This is a genomic window from Rhodococcus sp. Q1 (genome assembly GCF_004153645.1).
GTDB classification, from domain to species: Bacteria; Actinomycetota; Actinomycetes; order Mycobacteriales; family Mycobacteriaceae; genus Rhodococcus; species Rhodococcus gordoniae.
On sequence record NZ_SDMJ01000001.1, the window covers coordinates 193,338 to 211,250 of the forward strand.

Annotated in this window: 15 protein-coding genes, 1 tRNA gene and 1 pseudogene; 7 read left to right on the plus strand and 10 right to left on the minus strand. The window is 63.8% G+C overall.

Annotation, left to right across the window (positions count from 1 at the left end):
* The first annotated feature begins 14 nt into the window (after nt 1-14).
* From EQ874_RS00860 to EQ874_RS00875, 4 genes are all read left to right on the plus strand, one after another.
* On the plus strand, nt 15-1,262 hold the full coding sequence (locus EQ874_RS00860) for an FAD-binding oxidoreductase (RefSeq protein ID WP_129975015.1): 1,248 nt from the start codon (nt 15-17) through the stop codon (nt 1,260-1,262).
* Nucleotides 1,263-1,297: 35 nt separating this feature from the next.
* Nucleotides 1,298-1,726: a RidA family protein gene (locus EQ874_RS00865; RefSeq protein ID WP_129975017.1), complete on the plus strand. Its 429-nt coding sequence runs from the start codon at nt 1,298-1,300 to the stop codon at nt 1,724-1,726.
* 221 nt (nt 1,727-1,947) lie between these two features.
* Complete coding sequence (locus EQ874_RS00870) at nt 1,948-3,426, plus strand: MFS transporter (protein ID WP_129975019.1); 1,479 nt, start codon at nt 1,948-1,950, stop codon at nt 3,424-3,426.
* Nucleotides 3,427-3,701: 275 nt separating this feature from the next.
* Entirely contained in the window at nt 3,702-4,961 is a 1,260-nt protein-coding gene (locus EQ874_RS00875) for a glycosyltransferase 87 family protein (RefSeq protein WP_129975021.1), read from the plus strand.
* A 15-nt stretch (nt 4,962-4,976) separates the two neighbouring features.
* On the opposite strand, the gene EQ874_RS00880 is transcribed toward EQ874_RS00875, so the two are convergent.
* The 7 genes from EQ874_RS00880 to EQ874_RS00910 form a co-directional block, all read right to left on the minus strand.
* Nucleotides 4,977-5,975, minus strand: coding sequence for an MDR family oxidoreductase (locus tag EQ874_RS00880; protein WP_129975023.1), 999 nt, complete (start codon nt 5,973-5,975; stop codon nt 4,977-4,979).
* A 46-nt stretch (nt 5,976-6,021) separates the two neighbouring features.
* Nucleotides 6,022-8,304 (minus strand): heavy metal translocating P-type ATPase, encoded by a 2,283-nt coding sequence (locus EQ874_RS00885; protein WP_129975025.1) that lies wholly within the window; start codon nt 8,302-8,304, stop codon nt 6,022-6,024.
* Nucleotides 8,305-8,330: 26 nt separating this feature from the next.
* Nucleotides 8,331-9,293, minus strand: coding sequence for a hypothetical protein (locus tag EQ874_RS00890; protein WP_129975027.1), 963 nt, complete (start codon nt 9,291-9,293; stop codon nt 8,331-8,333).
* On the minus strand, nt 9,290-9,496 hold the full coding sequence (locus EQ874_RS00895; protein ID WP_016931862.1) for a cation transporter: 207 nt from the start codon (nt 9,494-9,496) through the stop codon (nt 9,290-9,292). The genes EQ874_RS00890 and EQ874_RS00895 overlap by 4 nt, the downstream gene beginning before the upstream one ends.
* A gap of 40 nt (nt 9,497-9,536) precedes the next feature.
* Nucleotides 9,537-9,893: a metal-sensitive transcriptional regulator gene (locus EQ874_RS00900; protein ID WP_064064481.1), complete on the minus strand. Its 357-nt coding sequence runs from the start codon at nt 9,891-9,893 to the stop codon at nt 9,537-9,539.
* Between the two features lie 256 nt (nt 9,894-10,149).
* The gene (locus EQ874_RS00905) at nt 10,150-10,356 is read right to left on the minus strand and encodes a hypothetical protein (protein ID WP_006553307.1); all 207 of its coding nucleotides are present in this window, start codon (nt 10,354-10,356) and stop codon (nt 10,150-10,152) included.
* A 47-nt stretch (nt 10,357-10,403) separates the two neighbouring features.
* Nucleotides 10,404-11,045, minus strand: coding sequence for a dihydrofolate reductase family protein (locus EQ874_RS00910; RefSeq protein ID WP_016931865.1), 642 nt, complete (start codon nt 11,043-11,045; stop codon nt 10,404-10,406).
* Between the two features lie 543 nt (nt 11,046-11,588).
* On the opposite strand from EQ874_RS00910, the gene EQ874_RS00915 reads away from it, so the two are divergent.
* Complete coding sequence (locus EQ874_RS00915) at nt 11,589-12,224, plus strand: pentapeptide repeat-containing protein (RefSeq protein ID WP_242496591.1); 636 nt, start codon at nt 11,589-11,591, stop codon at nt 12,222-12,224.
* A gap of 151 nt (nt 12,225-12,375) precedes the next feature.
* Here EQ874_RS00915 and EQ874_RS00920 read toward each other — a convergent pair whose 3' ends face one another.
* Entirely contained in the window at nt 12,376-13,068 is a 693-nt protein-coding gene (locus EQ874_RS00920; protein ID WP_165369171.1) for a DUF2290 domain-containing protein, read from the minus strand.
* A complete protein-coding gene (locus EQ874_RS00925; protein ID WP_129975031.1) occupies nt 13,061-15,238 on the minus strand; it encodes an ATP-binding domain-containing protein in 2,178 nt (725 codons plus the stop codon). Before EQ874_RS00925 ends, EQ874_RS00920 begins: the two co-directional genes overlap by 8 nt.
* A gap of 403 nt (nt 15,239-15,641) precedes the next feature.
* On the opposite strand from EQ874_RS00925, the pseudogene EQ874_RS00930 reads away from it, so the two are divergent.
* Nucleotides 15,642-16,154, plus strand: a pseudogene (locus EQ874_RS00930) (peptide deformylase).
* Between the two features lie 83 nt (nt 16,155-16,237).
* Here the strand turns inward: EQ874_RS00930 and EQ874_RS00935 are convergent.
* A tRNA-Leu gene (locus tag EQ874_RS00935) sits at nt 16,238-16,320 on the minus strand.
* 202 nt (nt 16,321-16,522) lie between these two features.
* Between EQ874_RS00935 and EQ874_RS00940 the strand changes: the two genes are divergently transcribed.
* Nucleotides 16,523-17,839, plus strand: coding sequence for a DUF3662 and FHA domain-containing protein (locus EQ874_RS00940; protein ID WP_129975033.1), 1,317 nt, complete (start codon nt 16,523-16,525; stop codon nt 17,837-17,839).
* Nucleotides 17,840-17,913 lie beyond the last annotated feature (74 nt).

Consider the following 17,913-nt stretch of genomic DNA (forward strand, 5'->3'; position numbering starts at 1 on the left):
GCGGAGGAGCATCCATGCACGAGAGAAGTCACTTCGACGTCGTGGTCGTCGGCGCAGGACCCATCGGCACCGCCACTGCCCGGCATGTCAGCGAACGAGGTGCATCGGTACTGCTCGTCGGGCCCGACGAACCCTCCGACTTCACCGACCACGACGGCGTGTGGGCCGGTTACTACGACCAGGGACGCCTGGCACACGTCCTCGAGGTCCCGCTGATGACGTCCCTTCTGGCGATGCGGTCCATCCGCCGGTTTCCCGAGCTGCAGGAACGCACCGGCGAACGGTTCGCGACATCCACACATTCACTGACGGTCATGCCGGACGACTCGGAGCCCAGCGGTGTGACCACATGGTTCAACCGCGCCCTGCTCGCATCCAATGCCGCCGATCTCGGTATCGACGTCGAGCACCTCGACAGCGACCGGTTGCGCAGCGAATACCCGGAGCTGCGCTTCGCACCGGGTCATGTCGGCATCGTCCAACGCGATGATGCCTTCATCGTCAATCCACGCGGGCTGGTTCGAGCCGAGCTGGCCGCCGCAACCGAACGAGGGACCGTGGTGATCCGCGACATCGTGGACACGATCGATCGGTCCGATCGCGGGGCGATCGTGACCGCTCGTTCGGGTGCATCCTGGAGCTGCGAGAAGGTGGTGGTCGCGACCGGAGCCGCCACCAACGTCAGCGGCCTGCTCCCCCGGCCCCTGGACATGCTCACCTACGGTGCGACGGTGGTCCTGGTCGAAGTGCCGGATCCGGCCGACTTCGACATTCCTGCCATGATGTACCTGAAGGCTCCCGGCGGACGAGTGGAATTCGGCGGAATCGTCATGTCGCCCTTGCAATATCCGGACGGACGGTGGTATCTCAAATGCTCCGGCAGGAGCCTTCTCGACAACCCACTCGACTCCGCCGAGGCGATCGCCCGCTGGGTCCGCACCGGGGGCCGCCGGGAAGACATCGCCGACACGCTCGGGTTGCTCACCGAACTGTTACCCGGCAAGAACTTCGGCTCTGCACATACCCGGCCCTGCATGGTGTGCGAGACCCCCACAGGGTTGCCCTACATCGACCGGGTGGACGACCACACGATCGTTGCGATCGAAGGCGAGCGCGGCGCCATGGCTGCGGACGAGATCGGCAGGCTCACAGCAGGACTCACCCTCGATGGAATGTGGACCGACGGCATTCCGCATGCCGCCTTCCGAGCCCGCTGGGTGGAGGCCGAGTCGGTACGGCCGCTGCTCCCGGCGGGCGTGTGAGTCCCATGGATCCGTACACAGAAACGACCCACACCATGCCGAACCCGAGCGGTCCCGTCATCCCGGCAGAACTCACGCACATGTATCAGCAGTGGCACATCTCGCCGGCGGTGCGCGCAGGCAACTTCCTCATCTGTTCCGGAGTACTCGGCCAGCGCCTCGACGGAACCGTTCCCGACGATCCGACCACGCAGTTCACCCTCGCATTCGAGAATCTCCAACGGGTGCTCGCGGCCGCGGGTGCCGATTGGACCCACCTGGTCGAGTTGGTCACCTTCCACATCGATCTCGAGGGCGACCTCGAAGCCTTCAGTGCAGTCAAGGAACGGTTCGTCCGGGAACCGTACCCGGCGTGGACCGCCGTGGGCGTCGCTGAACTCGGCGCGGGACCGGAACCGTCCCCGCGAGTCGAGATGAAAGCGACGGCCTATCTGGCCGATGCCGTCGCACCGCCCGCTCGATAACGATCGACCGTTCCTCGCACGTCCATACGCGGGCAGGAACCACCACAGTCCCCCGGTTACGGGGGTTCCGCTCCCCGACGGCGATATCGGGATCGCGACTCCGCGCGACATTTCCTGTGCTGCTCCATCCTTCGAACCGCCACGCCCGCACCGTGTCTCGGCCCGGGCGTGGCCGGCACGATCCTTTCATCCATCCGGGCTCCCACCTGAAAGGCCTCCCCATGGATCTCGCATCCTCCAGCGGTGACACGTTCGTCGCGACGTCGAAGGAACCGCATTCCGGTAGAAGAGGCTGGACGCCACAACTGGCGGTCTCGTTCCTCTCCATGGTGCTGGTACTCGAGATGCTCTCCTGCAGCTATCTGATGGTTTCCGTTGCACTGCCGCAGATCTCGGGTCACTTCCGAACCACCCAGGGGGTGTGGATCATCACGTCCTTCCTGCTGGTCGGGGCGGTCTCGTCACCCTTGATCGGCAAGCTCGCCGACATGCACGGCAAGCGGAAGCTGCTGCTGTGGTGTGTTGCGCTGGCAGCGGTCGGTGCACTCATCGCTGCGGTGGCTCCGAACATTGCGATCGTCGTCCTCGGCTGGTCGCTGACCGGGTTTCTCAGCCCGTGCCTGTTCCTGGTCTACTCGCTGATCCGCGATGTCTACCCGCCACGGACGGTGGCGATGGCAGTGAGTATCTCGACGACCGGCATGGGCCTGGTCGCCATCCCGGCTCCCTTCGTGGCAGGCTGGATCATCGACAACTTCGGGTTCCGCGGGGTCTTCTGGTTCTTCGTCATCGGCCTGTCGCTTCTCACCGTCGTCATACGCGCCACCACCGAGGAGTCGCCGATCCGGCTGCGATCGACAATCGACCTCGTCGGTGCAGCCCTTCTGGGCGCAGGCCTCGGCGGGCTGCTCCTCGCAATCAGCTTCGGACCGGACCGGGGGTGGGCGGCACCGTCGACCATCATCTTTCTGATCGGTGGGCTGGTGTTCGTGATCGCCTGGTCGGTGTCGGCACGGGTACTACGCGATCCCGTCATCGACCTCTCGATCCTGACGCAACGTCCTGTGGCACTGACCTCGCTCAGCTCCGGTCTCGCGTGGGCCGCCATGGCCACCTTCGTGATGATCTTGCCGATGATGATCATGGCTCCGAGCGATGTGGGTCTCGGCTACGGGTTCGGTGCCGATGCCGGCCGGTACGCCTGGTTCCATGCTCCCGAAGCCGTGATGACCCTGATCGGTGGGTTCATCGTCGGCGGGCTGGCCCCGCGAATCCGGCCCAAGGCATTGCTCGTTGCCGGGCTCACCGTCGTCACCGTCGGCAGTCTGTCACTCGCGTTGTCGCACGATTCGGCAGTGGTCGTCGTCCTGCTCGCCGCGCTCGTCGGCCTCGGCGGCGGCATGGCCTACGCAGCGACACCGAACCTGCTCATCGAAGCTGTTCCGGCTCAGCAACTTGCGACGGCCGGGGCCATCGCTTCCACGGCGGGCAACCTCCTCCCCGCTGTTCTCCCGGTTCTCGTATTCGCAATGCTGAACTCCCACATCGCTCTCGCGATCGACGGGAGCGTGCTGTATTCCGACGCGGGCATGTCCATCGGATTCGCGATGGTCGCAGGCGCGGCACTCGTCGGAGCACTGGCCGCACTCGCCATTCCCCGGATGATCCGCCGAGCGGACGCGCTCACCCCGTCCGACTGACCCGGATGCCGTACCGGTGCTGTCCTCCGGGTCCCGGGTCTCCACGAGTGCGACACGTGTGCTCCCCGCATCGTCTTCGCCACGTCACTCCTGCTCACCCGGCCCGGAGCAGCACATCGTCACCGTTCTCGTATTCGAGCGGCGCGAAGCGTAGATGCTCGATGTCGGTGCAGTCGTGTCCGAGTCGCAGGCCCTGACGGGAGATCGTCTCGACGGCCGTATGTCGTTCCCCACGTCGGACGGGAACGATTGCCGGAATTGACTAAAGTTGCCGGGTGCGACATTCACCGCAGGATCCGATCGGCTCGACGACGCCTCCGCTCTTCTCCGGAAGAAGAGGCACTGCCGTCGTGGCGGTCGCGTCGCTCGTCTCCGTCGGTGTGCTCATCACGATCCTCGTCAGAAGCGAGCTCATCGACTTCCTGGTCTACCGGATGGGCGCGCGGGTTCTGCTCGACGGCGACGACATCTACGGGCAGATGCCCCCGGTGACCGACGACTTCGCGTTGCCGTTCACCTACCCGCCGCTGTCGGCGATGCTGTTCGCTCCCCTGGCGCTGATTCCCGTGACGTTCGGCAAGATCGTCTTCACCCTCGTCTCCGTCGCGGCGCTCGTCGTCACCCTGCGGGTCGTGCTGGACCGGCTCCGCCCGGACTTCGAGGCGCGGACGGCGTGGATCGTCACGGCAGTGGCGGTCGCCGGAGCGCTGCTGCTCGAGCCCGTGCGCGAGACGATCTCGTTCGGGCAGATCAACCTCGTCCTGATGGCGCTCGTCGCCCTCGACGTCCTGGTGAAGACCCCGAAGTGGCCGCGCGGACTGCTGATCGGGCTGGCCGCCGCCGTCAAGCTCACGCCCATCGCATTCCTGTTGCTGTTCCTGCTGCGGCGCGACCGGCGGACCAGCGCCACCATCCTCGCGTCGACCTTCGGGTTCACCGCCCTCGCGTTCGCCGTGATGCCCGCGACCTCCGCGAAGTACTGGCTCGACACCCTGCCCGACACCGGCCGGATCGGCGCGGCGTACTTCGCCACCAACCAGTCCTTCAAGGCGATGATCTCCCGCTTCGGACCGCCCGAACTCATGGGTTCCGTGCTGTGGCTGCTCGCCGTCGCGGTGATGCTGCTGGTCGCGGTGGTGGCCATCCGGCGGGCCCTCGCACAGGGTGATCTCGTGCTCGCCCTGCTCGCGAACGCCACGGCCGTGTTGTTGTCCTCGCCGGTGTCGTGGTCGCACCACTGGGTGTGGATCGCACCGGCGCTGCTGACGCTGTCGCCCGCGGCACGGCGCGCAACCGATCCGCAGAAGCTCGCGGCGATCGCAACGGGCGTGGCACTCGTCTTCGCGATCGGCCCGCACCACCTGTTCCCCACCGGTGACGACCTCGAACTCACCTGGGCCGCATGGCAGCACCTGCTGGGCACGCTCTACGTGACGGTCGGCTTCGGGTTTCTTTTCTGGCTCGCCTTCGGTCGTCTCCCCGGTCCGGAAGCCGTGGCACCGGAACCGCTTCCGGACGCGGAGACGTCGAAGTAGTCCCTCGTCCGGACGTCAGGCGGTGACGTCGACGACCACCCGGCCACGCACCTTGCCCGCCAGGATCTCCTCGGCGAGTCGCGGGACGTCCGAGAGCGGTTCGACGCGCGACAGCGAATCCAGGATGCTCGCAGGGAGATCGCGGGCGAGGCGCTCCCATGCCGACCGGCGGAGCTGTGCCGGCGCCATCACCGAGTCGACGCCCAGCAACGCGACGCCGCGCAGGATGTGCGGCAGCACCGTCGCATCCGGCATCGACGGCGATTCGGTGAGACCACATGCGGCCACCGCACCGCCGTACCGGATCTGCGACAGCACGTTCACGAGCGTCGAACCACCCACCGCGTCCACGGCGGCATCCCAGCGTTCCTTGCCGAGGGGCCGGCCCTTGCCCTGCAGTTCGGCGCGGTCGACGAACGACGACGCACCGAGTTCGCTCAGGAAGTCGTGGGTCTCGGGACGGCCGGTCGCGGCGACCACCGTGTGTCCGGCGGTGGCGGCGAGCGCGACGGCGATCGACCCGACGCCACCTGCCGCGCCGGTGACGAGCAGTTCCGCGTCCGATGCGATGCCGTAGCGTTCGAGCGCGTCGAGGCACAGGGCGGAGGTGTATCCGGCGGTGCCGACGGCCATGGCGTCGCGGGTGGAGAAGGCGTCGGGGATGCGCACGAGCCATTCGGGCTTCACCCGCTGGCGCCGGGTGTACCCGCCCGACTGGGTCTCGGACAGGCCCCATCCGTTGACGACGACGCGGTCGCCGGGCTTCCAGTCGGGATTGCCGCTCTCGAGGATGGTGCCGGCCAGGTCGGCTCCGGCGACCAGCGGGGTGCGTCGCGCCATCTTCTGCGGCCCCGCGATCACGAGACCGTCCTTGTAGTTCAGCGACGAGTACTCGACCTCGACGAGAACATCGTGGTCGGGAAGGTCGGCATCGGTCAGTTCGCGGAACTGTGCCACCTGGCCGTCGTCGGTGTCGTCGACGACCAGGGCACGGAAGGAGGACGGCTGTGTCATGGATCCGATCCTGACAGGCCGCCCTCCTCGCTGCAGCCGAAAGCGGTCAGGCCGCGTGGGCGCGGAACCGTCGCAACCGCAGGCTGTTGGAGACCACGAAGACCGACGAGAACGCCATCGCCGCGCCGGCGAGCATCGGGTTCAGCAGGCCCGCGGCCGCCAGCGGCAGTGCCGCGACGTTGTACGCGAACGCCCAGAACAGGTTTCCCTTGATCGTCGTCAACGTGCGGCGCGACAACCGGATGGCGTCGACCGCGACCATCAGGTCGCCGCGGACCAACGTCAGGTCGCTCGCCTCGATCGCGACGTCGGTGCCGGTGCCCATCGCCAGGCCCAGGTCGGCCCGGGCGAGCGCCGCGGCGTCGTTGACACCGTCGCCGACCATCGCGACCACCGCGCCCTCGCGCTGCAGTCGCTCGACCACGTCGACCTTGTCGGTGGGCAGCACGTCGGCGATCACGTCGGCCTCGTCGATGCCGACCTCGGCCGCCACGGTGTGGGCGACGGCGGCGTTGTCGCCGGTGAGCAGGATCGGACGCAGCCCGAGTTTCCGCAGTTCGGCGATTGCCTGCGCGGAGGTCGGCTTGACCGCGTCCGCGACGACGACGATGCCACGGGCCTTCCCGTCCCAGCCGACGGCGATGGCCGTGCCGCCGGACTTCTGCGCCTGCTCGAACGCCCGCTGCAGCTTCTCGGAGAGGTGCTGCGACCAGTCGGCCAGCAGCGTCGGACGACCCACCAGCACCGCGCGGCTCGTGTCGCCGTCGACGAGCACTCCCTGGACACCGAGACCCTCGACGTTCGTGAAGTCCTCGACCTCGGGCAGACCGCCGAACCTGTCCGCGGCCGCATCACCGACGGCACGTGCGATCGGGTGTTCCGACGCCGACTCGAGTGCCCCGGCGTACCGCAGCACCTCGTCGGCGTTCTCACCGTCGTCGGCGACGACCTCGCGCAGGGTCATCCGGCCGGTGGTGACCGTGCCGGTCTTGTCGAGGACCACGGTGTCGACCGAGCGGGTCGATTCGAGGACCTCGGGGCCCTTGATGAGGATGCCGAGCTGAGCGCCGCGACCGGTACCGACCATCAACGCGGTCGGGGTGGCCAGGCCGAGGGCGCAGGGGCAGGCGATGATCAGCACGGCGACCGCCGCGGTGAAGGCCGCCGCGGGTCCGTTGCCGGTGCCGAGCCAGAAACCGAGGGTGCCGGCGGCGATCAGCAGCACGATCGGCACGAAGATGCCGGAGATCCGGTCGGCCAGGCGCTGCACCTGGGCTTTGCCGTTCTGGGCGTCCTCCACCAGCTTCGCCATCTGCGCGAGCTGGGTGTCGGAGCCGACGCGGGTCGCACGCACCACCAGTCGTCCACCGACGTCGACCGTTCCGCCGACGACACTGTCGCCCACACCGACCTCGACGGGAACCGATTCACCGGTCAGCATCGACGCGTCGACCGCCGACGTGCCCCGTGCGATCACACCGTCGGTGGCGATCTTCTCGCCCGGACGCACGACGAACAGGTCGCCGACCGCCAACTGCTCCACCGGAATCCGGGTCTCGGTGGTCCCGTCCGGTCCGAGGACCGCGACGTCCTTGGCTCCGAGTTCGAGCAGGGCATGCAGGGCGGCGCCGGCACGTCGCTTCGACCGTTGCTCGAAGTAGCGCCCGGCGAGGATGAACGTCGTGACACCGGCCGCGGCCTCGAGATAGATGTTGCCGCTGCCGTCGCCCCGCGCGATGGTGAACTCGAAGGGGTGGACCATCCCCGGTTCACCCGCCGTTCCCCAGAACAGGGCGTAGACCGACCATCCCAGGGCGGCAAGGGTTCCCAGCGACACGAGCGTGTCCATGGTGGACGTGCCGTGGCGCAGGTTGATCCACGCCGCCCGGTGGAAGGGCCAGGCACCCCACACCACCACCGGTGCGGCGAGGGTGAGCGAGAGCCACTGCCAGTTGGTGAACTGCAGGGCCGGGATCATCGCCATCGCGATCACCGGCACCGTCAGGATCGCCGAAACGACGAGCCGGTGACGAAGCGGCGCAACGGGATCGGATTCGGGCACGTCACCGGTCCGGCCGGTCGCCTGCGCGGACGGCGGCGGCAGTGCGGCACCGTAGCCGGCCTGCTCGACGACCGTGACGAGATCCTCGGGGGTCATGTCGTCGGGGTAGGTGACCTTCGCCTTCTCGGTGGCGTAGTTGACGGTCGCGGTGACGCCGTCGAGCTTGTTGAGTTTGCGTTCGATGCGATTGGCGCAGGATGCGCAGGTCATGCCGGTGATGGCGAGTTCGATCGATTCGGCGGCGACCGGCTGACTCTGCGTGGTCATGTGTGTCTCCTCGGAAAAATGGGCCGTCAGCGGCCGGAATGGCTGTGGTCGACCGGCGCGGAGGGTTCCTCGTGCGTGGCTCCGGCGCCGTCGGCGGTGAGCGCGAAGGCGGCGGTACGGACCACTCCGTCGTGCTGGAAGTCGAGATAGAGGTGATAGGTGCCGGCACTCGGGACGGAGGTGTGGAAGACGACCTCGGGGCCGGGACGTGTGGTGCCGTCGCCGGGTGTTCCGTCCGGGTGGACGTGGAGGTAGGCGAGGTCGCCGCCGCGCAGCGCCACCAGGTGTCCGTAGGCACCGAGATAGGGCTGCAGGTCGGCGACCGGCTGTCCGTCCTTGCTCACGGTGAGGGTGAGCATCGCGTCGCCACCCGACGACAGATCGCCGTCCAGGGTGACCTCGTAGCCGTCGACGGTCGCGGTGCGGTTGTCGGCTTCGGTTGCGGCAGGGACGAATTCGCCCGCCACCGTGAGATCGGTGCCCAGCGTGAGCGCCTCTCCCCCGGTGGGTGTGAAGTCGGTGAAGACCCGCCACGTGCCGGGCGTGAGGTCGACGTCGACGGACCAGATTCCGGTGTTCTCGTCGAGCACGGGATGGACGTGCTGGAAACCGGTGAAGTCGCGGCGCACGGCGATCAGGTGCAGCTCTTCGTCGTGGGTGACGTCGAAGTCGGTCACCGGCGCGCCGTCGGGACCGTTGATCGCGAATGTCAGGTTCCTGTCCTCGCCCGACTCGAGGTTCGTCTCGGCGAGTGCGAGGGCATAACCGTTCCGATAGGTCATCAGTCCTCCCGGGATTTCTTCCACAGCAGGTGTTTCCGCGGCGTCGCCGGTGGCGGTGTCGTCACCGTGACCGGCGTCGTGGGCGCTCGCGGCAGGATCCTCGGTCTGCTCCTCCACCGGGCCGACGGTCGCGCCGACGAGCAGCGCGATACCGAAGACCGCGGCTACGGCGGCGACGAAGCCGGTGAGCTTGGCCGGGGTGTTCATGCGAGGTTGTAACCGGCCTCCTCGACGGCGGCCGCGACGGCGGCATCGTCGAGGGACTCGGCGCTCGTGACGGTGACGGCACCGGTGGCCAGGTCGACCTCGACGTTCTCGACGCCGGGGATCTCCTGGACCTCTTCGGTGACCGACGCGACGCAGTGCCCGCAGGTCATGCCGGTGACGGTGTACGTGCTGGTCTCACTCATGGGTACTCCTCGGTGACGGGTCGTGAACGGGTGGGGACGGTCAGGAACGGACGAGTCGCGCGATGGCGTCGCCGGCTTCCTTCAGCTTGAGGTCGGCTTCGTCGCCACCGGCGCGCACTGCACCGGCCACGCAGTGGGCCATGTGCTCGTCGAGCAGGCCGAGCGCGACGGCCTCGAGAGCCTTCTTCATCGCCGCGATCTGCGTGAGGATGTCGATGCAGTACTTCTCTTCCTCGACCATCCGCTGCAGACCGCGGGCCTGCCCCTCGATGCGACGCAGTCGCTTGAGGTAGTCGGCCTTGGTGTTGTTGGCGATGTAGCTGTGCTGATGCGTGTCGTCGGGCGCGACGACATCGGCAGTATCGGGCTTCCCGGTTTCACTGGTGGTGTTCGGCATCGAAATCGTCCTTGTCGGTGCGCTCGGCGGTCGTCCTACCGGATACCATACCCCCCTAGGGTATCTACGACAACCACGACGACGGACAGAGCATCTGCCCAGGTAGAGGCACATGGAATCGCCAGGGATACACACGTCGGCCCCGCATTCCGGGAATGCGGGACCGATCCGAAGAGGGTTTCCCAGGTCTGCGGACGACACGCCCGAACACCTCACGAGGTGATCGAGCGCCTCGTCGTCGATACGTCGCGGGACGTCACGGCACGTGCATCATCTTCCCGGCGAGGGTGAACAACCGGCGGGAGAGCCGGATGACGGGGATGCCCAGCGGAATCAGCAGGATCGTCACGCACAACACCGCACCCAGGAGCATCACCACCGCGGCGACGATCCCCAGGACGGTGCCGAGCAGGGCGGTGAGAAGTCCGAGCACGACATCCAGTAGGCCACTCAGAGCACGCATGACGACCTCCTAGCCACACCCCCCCATTATGCGCCGCCCCCGGGTGTTCACTTCCTCCAGAACAGGTGATGCATCACCCCGCTCGTGCTGGGCACGACCTCGAGGTGGAAACGATCCCGTAGTTCGTCCGGGGAGTCCCAGAGCTTCAGGCCGGCGCCGTACCGCACCGGCGACACCACCACGTGCATGGTGTCGACCAGATCGGCGTCGAGGAACTGCCGGATGGTGGAGACGCCACCCCCGAGGCGGACGTCCTTGCCCTGCGCGGCGGCGCGGGCCTGATCGAGCACCGCGGCCGGCTCGCCGTTCACGAAGTGGAAGGTGGTGTCGGCGAGCGTGAAGGACGGGCGTTCGTGGTGGGTCAGGACGAACACCGGGGTGCGGAAGGGTGGCTCATCGCCCCACCAGCCCTGCCACTCGTGGTCCTTCCAGGGACCCCGCTGGGGGCCGAATTTGTTGCGCCCCATGATCTCCGCACCGATGTTGCAGGAGAAATCCCGGATGAAGTAGTCGTCGAGTCCGCGGCTCCCACCGGGCTCGGTGCGCAGGTTCCAACTCGCCGTGGCTGCGGCCCACTCGAACATCGGGCTCGGATCCAGGCCGAAGGGACTCTCGACACTCTGGTCCTTCCCCGCGCCGATCCCGTCGCTCGACACGGTGAAGTTCTGTACTCGCAGCAACTGGCCCACTCTCTTCTCCTCGCATCCCGATCGCACCGGTACGAAGAGGAAGACCTCGTGAGCCGTGCGAACTCATCGGATCGTGCTCGGATCACGAAGAGATTCGGCGACAGCCGTCCGGCCCGGCGGCACTGCACGTGCCGACTGGTATTCTCGTATCCAGTGATCAGCACCGTGTATCCGTGAGACAGACGTCCCGCGCCATCCGTGAACCGCGCCTGCAGGCGGCGGTGATTCCGTGTGCCCCGAGAGGGAACCCGCGCCAGGGTTCCCCGATCCCATCGTGCAGTCCTTCATGCATCGGAATCGACTTTCGGAGTTCACATGTCCACCCCATCACCTCACTCGTCCCCATTACCGGCCGTTCATCGATCCGACCTCCGGGGCGACTGCAGCCGTTGCTTCGCATTGTGTTGCACGGCTTTCGGATTCACGCGGTCGTCGGACTTCGCCGAGGACAAGCCCCCCGGTTCGCCGTGCCGGCATCTCGACGCGCGCTTCGCGTGCACCATCCATGAGACGCTGCCGTCCCGTGGCTTCCGCGGATGTACGGTGTTCGACTGTTTCGGAGCGGGACAAGCCGTCTCCCAGCGGTTGTTCGCCGGCGTGAGTCGGCGGGACCGACCCGACACCCGCTACCGGATGTTCTCGGCGTTCGCCGTGGTGAAAGAGCTGCACGAGATGATGTGGCACCTGCTCGAGGCCCAGCAGCGCACCTACGATCCGGAGCTCGCGGACGACGCGCGGGAGCTCGTCGAATCCCTTGCCGTCCTGACTCGCAGGGGCGTGGACGAACTCGAGTCCCTCGAGATCGGCGAGATACGTGCATCCGTTCGGCCGGTCCTCATGGAGGTCAGTGCGGAGGTGCGGGGTTCGTACTTCGCGGACGACGAGGGAATCGATCCCGATCTCGTCCCGGGCGCCGACCTCGCCGGAACCGATCTGCGGGGCCACCGGTTGTGCGGCGCCGACCTGCGGAACGCACTGCTCATCGGCGCCGATCTCCGAGGATGCGACCTCGCGGGGGCGGACCTGCTCGGCGCGGACCTGCGCGGTGCGCGAGTGGAGGACGCCGATCTCTCCCTCGCCCTGTATCTCACGGGACCACAACTCGCCGCCGCGCACGGCAATCGACGCACCCGAGTACCCACGGGCGTGCCGGTACCGCGGAGTTGGCACTGCCGATAGGCGGCATGTGGAGGGCGTTATCGGTTCTCATACGACGGGGAGGTTCGACGGGCAGTGACATATGTCCCGCGGTTTCATAGTGGTGGATCCTACAAAATCCCGTTTACAGTCCCGAGAAGCTCTCCGATGGAGGATACGAACTACTTAATACTTATTTTACTCCGATACTAAAATGTACGCCATTACGTTCTCTTTCGGTAATCGTGGCACCCCATCCAGAGACGTATTTCTTCAAAATAATCCTGTTCATACTTGGTGTTGAGTAAAAACTTCCCAATATGAACTCGACAAAAATTCGTGGAGATACGGGATGTGTTGCCGGAATCCGGCAGTGTTGATATTGACCCAAGGTCACATGTGAGACCGGATGAATCGTGTCTACAGGTACACCCTCACGGTTATCAAAATCGAATCGAACCGGAACGGGCACTACTTGGTGACCAACAATTTCTACGAAATGTTGTTCCATAAAGTACAGGTCGGGATCATCCTGGAATGGCCTGAGGCTGGGGGAAGGAAAATAGGCCAATCTGTGTCGAATTAACGTCTCTCCGGAGCCTTCGTATGAAAGCTGCATCATAGCGCCATCCAGAAAAAGAAGGTTATAACTTTCAGCTCCAATCAAACTGAGATATATTTCTTCATACGGGCTGCTCTTTAGAGAGAGGTGTAGTTTCGCACCGGATTGACCGACCTGCCACAGTCCATTGGGACCGGTATCTATCGACGCATAATTCTGGGCGTCGACAAGGCCTACCCCGATCAACTCTGACGTTAACTCAGTTATCTCCTGATATATTGCTAGAGCGAGGCTGCTACTCTCGCCAGCTTTTTTCCTACTCATTCGTGCTTTCCTCATTGAGGATAGCCTTCAGCTGGTCAAGCAATTCGGGTGGCAAGTCTTCTTTGTAGAGCTGCCCGGATCGAACGCCTTCAATAAACTTGGTTACCGCTTCTCCGGCCTCAGAAATTTGCTCTTGAGCGGCACTATTGATTTCTCGATGAACGATACTCAGTCGCTCTCGCTGACGTTCCGTCGGATATCCGAATCGCAGTTCAAATGATTGTTTCTTTACTCTTTCAAACTCTTCCTGAAGAAGCTTCATTTCGTGTCCGGTGCCGCAAACCCGGACCCAAGCTTTGCTTCTGGTTATTGCAGTAAAAAGCCGATTTCGAATTGCCGCAAGATTTGCACGACTATCGTTGCCCTCCTGAGCGTTTACAATGTACACCATTCCAGCTTCGTTGCCTTTTGCTCTATGGATTCCTGTGAACGTGACCGATTCTCGTTCGGGTGAAAAGAATGAGTCAGCCGAGTTGTCAACACCAGCCATATGATTGTTCACACCCTGCTCAAGGAGCAATTTGCGCAGCGGTCCTAGATTTCGGCGGGCCGTAAAAGGATTAGGATTTATGACCATGACATCGTCATACCGCAGTTCATCCTCTTGGAGATTGCGGACGAGCTGATCAGACACCCAGGAATTTTGCTCGTCTACACTATCGAATACATGGAATTGAATCAGATCTGCAGGATCCGAATGATCTTCAAGGAATTTCGGACTACTCTCGGGGGTTCGAGCCAATGACACTTTCTTTCCGTCTGCAAGCTCCCCAGATTTCACATAATATCCGATTTCTTGCCACAATCGCGTCTGTTCAAAAATTTGGACGAGCCCGATATCATCGGTAAATCTTGGATCTCGATAAATACCAAAACCGAGAGAATGCGCAGTCACGAGTACCGGTCGCGAGTTTCTATAGCATTTCTCTAAAACGATGTCACGACGAGCACCGAGATCGTAGGGGGAGATCTCAAACGACACGCGAGGTTCTCCGTGCTCGTCATGACCGAAGATCTCTGTAGCATCAGGGAGTCCGTCACCATTTAGACTTTGAAGCTCATCGTACGCATATACCAGCCGGCGATCCGAATTAAGCATCCAGTAACAAAGACGTAGAAAGGCCGGAGGAAAATCCTGAGCTTCATCGACAAGGATTAGGTCATAGACTTCCTTGGGATCTTTTGCTTGTGCGAGCGCCCGTTTAACAGCGCCCTCGAAAGCATTGGGTCTTCCGAACTCATTTGAAGCGGTTTGCAAGTCGAAGTAGTCAACGCCATTCGCGTCACAAAATTTTTTATAAATTCCTGTTCTCTCGATACCCCCACGCCCACCCCAGGCATTAATTACGTGTACCCGATCCCAATCGGGCTCCATACCTGTCTGTTCTATACAGAATGTAGTGATTAGCCTTTTGAACTGTTCTTTTAACGACCGCGTGTAGAACGTCACGGCAATATTCCAGTCCGGATGCCTTCCGTGGAGGTACGCGGCCTTTAATGCCAGGATGATAGTCTTTCCAGATCCGGCCAACCCGCGGATACGTTGGACGCCGTCAATCGTTTCAATCACCGCGTGGTGTTGCTTGTTGTCCAAGGTGGAGATCGAGTTTTCGAGTTTTAGCAGTTTTGCACCGCGAGAATTTTTCTTATCTACAACTCGAGTCTGTCGCGCTTTACGTATAGATGAAATGCTTTGTGCAGCGGAAAGCAGCTTCTCATATGTATCTTCGTCAAGACTTCGTGCTTCAAAACCACCAATAACATCGAAAAGATTCTGAGAATCAGCGACGACACTTTCATCGCCCACCTTGTTGCCAGACTGGAGGCTCGTACCGGGAGCAAAGGTGACGACTTGGATATCTACAGTCAAACTTCTGTTCTTGACAAGTTCGCGGTGCTGAAACAACCTCGCGTGGAAGAGTCGGTAGAGGTCATCCTGGCGACGGTCAACGTCTCCTAGAGATGTTCCCTCGACTAGGTCGAAGAGTATTGCTCCGAAGGAGCGGGATACCCACAAAGCATCTGCTGTTGCATCACCAACCTGACCACCAAGGTTCGGGAACCCAATAATCAACTGCCCCTCCGCCTCAGTCTCCGCACGGAAGAGCCTGATCAGCTCCTCGGTAGCAGCAGGTTTCGTGGTCGTACCGCGGATGATCTCGATTGGCATGCATGGATCGTAATTGGCCGCCAGGCGACAAACTACGAATGTATCGGGAGAGCAGGGTCGAACCTTCGCTTCGCAGCGCGAGAACACTGCTGTGACCAGGGTAAATGATCTAAACCGTGACAACGCGTCGGAGCGGTAGATCAGTTACTAACAAGTTCAACCTCAGTCGCGCACATCGTCCGGTGCGTTGTCGACGGGCTCAGGGGTTGCCCAGTTGCAATGGAATGACCCTGCATGTAGAAGAGTGTCGGAAGGACCGAGATCCTCGGCTGACAACCCGACTGCCTTGGGGGTAGACGGGTAGGACGCGTCTACCCACAAATTGCCTAGTGAGGCTAGCTATCGTTTTCGGCGCACTATCTATGGTCTGTCGCACTATCTTACGAACTGTAGAATGAAGCGCTTGACTGTCGTTCGTTCTGAGCTGGTTAGTCCGTGCGATGCACGATTCATCGACTCCACCTCCTTCATAAGTCTCGGTACCGCGCGACCGATCCTCCGCTGGGGAACTCCCGTTCTCCACACACCGACTCGGCCGGTCACCGATTTCGGTGCCGAGCTCCAGGAACTTCTCGCCGACATATTCGCGACGAACACCGCTGCGGAGGGAGCCGGTCTGGCCGCTCCGCAGATCGGTGTCGACCTCGCCGTGTTCGTCTACGACTGCACGGACGAGACCGGGACCCGCCGCACAGGTGTCGTCTGAAATCCGACGGTCGAACTTCCGGAGGGGCCGGATCGGCGCCTCGCCGAATACGGGGAGGGGTACCTCTCCCTGCCCGGTGCCTACGCCGAGGTTGCCCGACCGGAGTTCTCGACGTGCCGAGGACAGGATCAGTACGGCGACCCGATCGAGATCACCGCGGGTGGAACTCTCGGCCGGTGCTTCCAGCACGAGACCGACTGGCCGGCCTAGAAAAACGAGAACGAAAAGGACGAGGTCACGATCTCCGAAGAGTTCGTGGCCTCGTCCGTCGCAGTTCGTGGAACTGCACACTGTGGGCGAAGGGGGACTTGAACCCCCACGTCCCGAAGGACACTGGCACCTGAAGCCAGCGCGTCTGCCATTCCGCCACTCGCCCGAGCAACGCCGAAAACAGTAACACACACCGGAGCGAAACAACCATTCGCCTGGTCAGACGGCTGTGAGCCCCGCCGACTCGATCGCTGACGATATCCGTCGGAGACGTGCCGCATGCCTCAGGGTCGAATCCGGGGAAAAGTGGATACCATGCAGTGACGAGATCTGCATTGCGACACGCTGAGTACGGAAAGGGGGTCGCCATGGGCATCGCCCAGCGCTTCGAGCGCAAACTACAGGCCGCGATCGGCGACGCTTTCGCCCGCGTGTTCGGCGGCGGCGTCGTGCCCCAGGAAGTCGAGGCGGCGCTGCAGCAGGAGGCAACGGACGGCGTCCGACAGCTCGATCGGGGTCATATGCTGGCGCCGAATCATTACGTCATCACGATCAGCGAAACCGATCACAATGCCCTCGCAGCGGATCGGGACTTGACTGTGAAGGCGTTCTCCCGTCACCTTGAGGACTTCATCCGAGAACAGGGATGGCAGACATACGGTGAGATCCAAGTCGTCTTCGAGTCGTCGTCGGCACTGCACACCGGGCAGTTCCGGACTCGCGGCTCGGTAGATCCCGATGCGGGGCGCTCAGCGACGCGTGCTCCGTCACCACGGAACCCACAGAACCGCCCACCCGCGACCTCTGAACCAGGAGCTGGCCCCATGACGCAGAACCCCGGCTACGACCCCAGCCGTGACCCCGCCGAGGCGGAACCGCAGTACGCACGCAACGGTCACGCGCACGTCGGCCAGGAGCAGCGCTACAACCAGGGCTACGGGAACGCCGGTTACGACCAGGGCCAGGGCGGCTACGACCAGCAGGGTGGATACGACCAGCAGGCGTACGGGCAGGCCTACAGCGAGCAGGACTACCAGCAGGCCGGCTACGACCAGCAGGCCTACGGAGCCCAGGATGCCCAGCCCCAGGCGTACAGCCAGGACTACGGCCGCGACTACCCGCAGCAGGGCGGCTACGACCAGCAGGCGTACGGCCAGCAGGCCGGCTACGACCAGCAGGGTTACGCGCAGCCCGGTTACGACCAGGGTTACCAGGATCAGGGCTACCAGCAGGGCGGCTACGACCAGCAGGCCTACGGTCAGCAGAACTACGCACAGCCGGGCTACGACCAGCAGCACGGCGCGCAGCAGGGCTACGACCAGGGTTACGCCGCTGCGGCACCCGGCTACGACCAGGGCTACCAGCAGGGCGGCTACCAGTCGCCGGCGGCCGGTCGTGTGCTGACCGCGACCCTCCAGCTCGAGGACGGCAGCGGCCGCTATTACCAGCTCCGCGAGGGCAGCAACATCATCGGCCGCGGCCAGGACGCACAGTTCCGCCTCCCCGATACCGGTGTCTCGCGTCGCCACATCGACATCCGCTGGGACGGCCAGGTCGCGATGCTCTCCGATCTCGGCTCGACGAACGGCACGACGGTCAACGGCGCGTCCGTTCAGGACTGGCAGCTCGCCGATGGTGACGTGATTCGCGCCGGGCACTCCGAGATCCTCGTGCGCATCCTCTGATCAGCCGGTATCGAAAGACCCACCGGACCCGTTCATACCGTCCGACGCGTGTCGCAGCGCGTCGGACGCTGCAT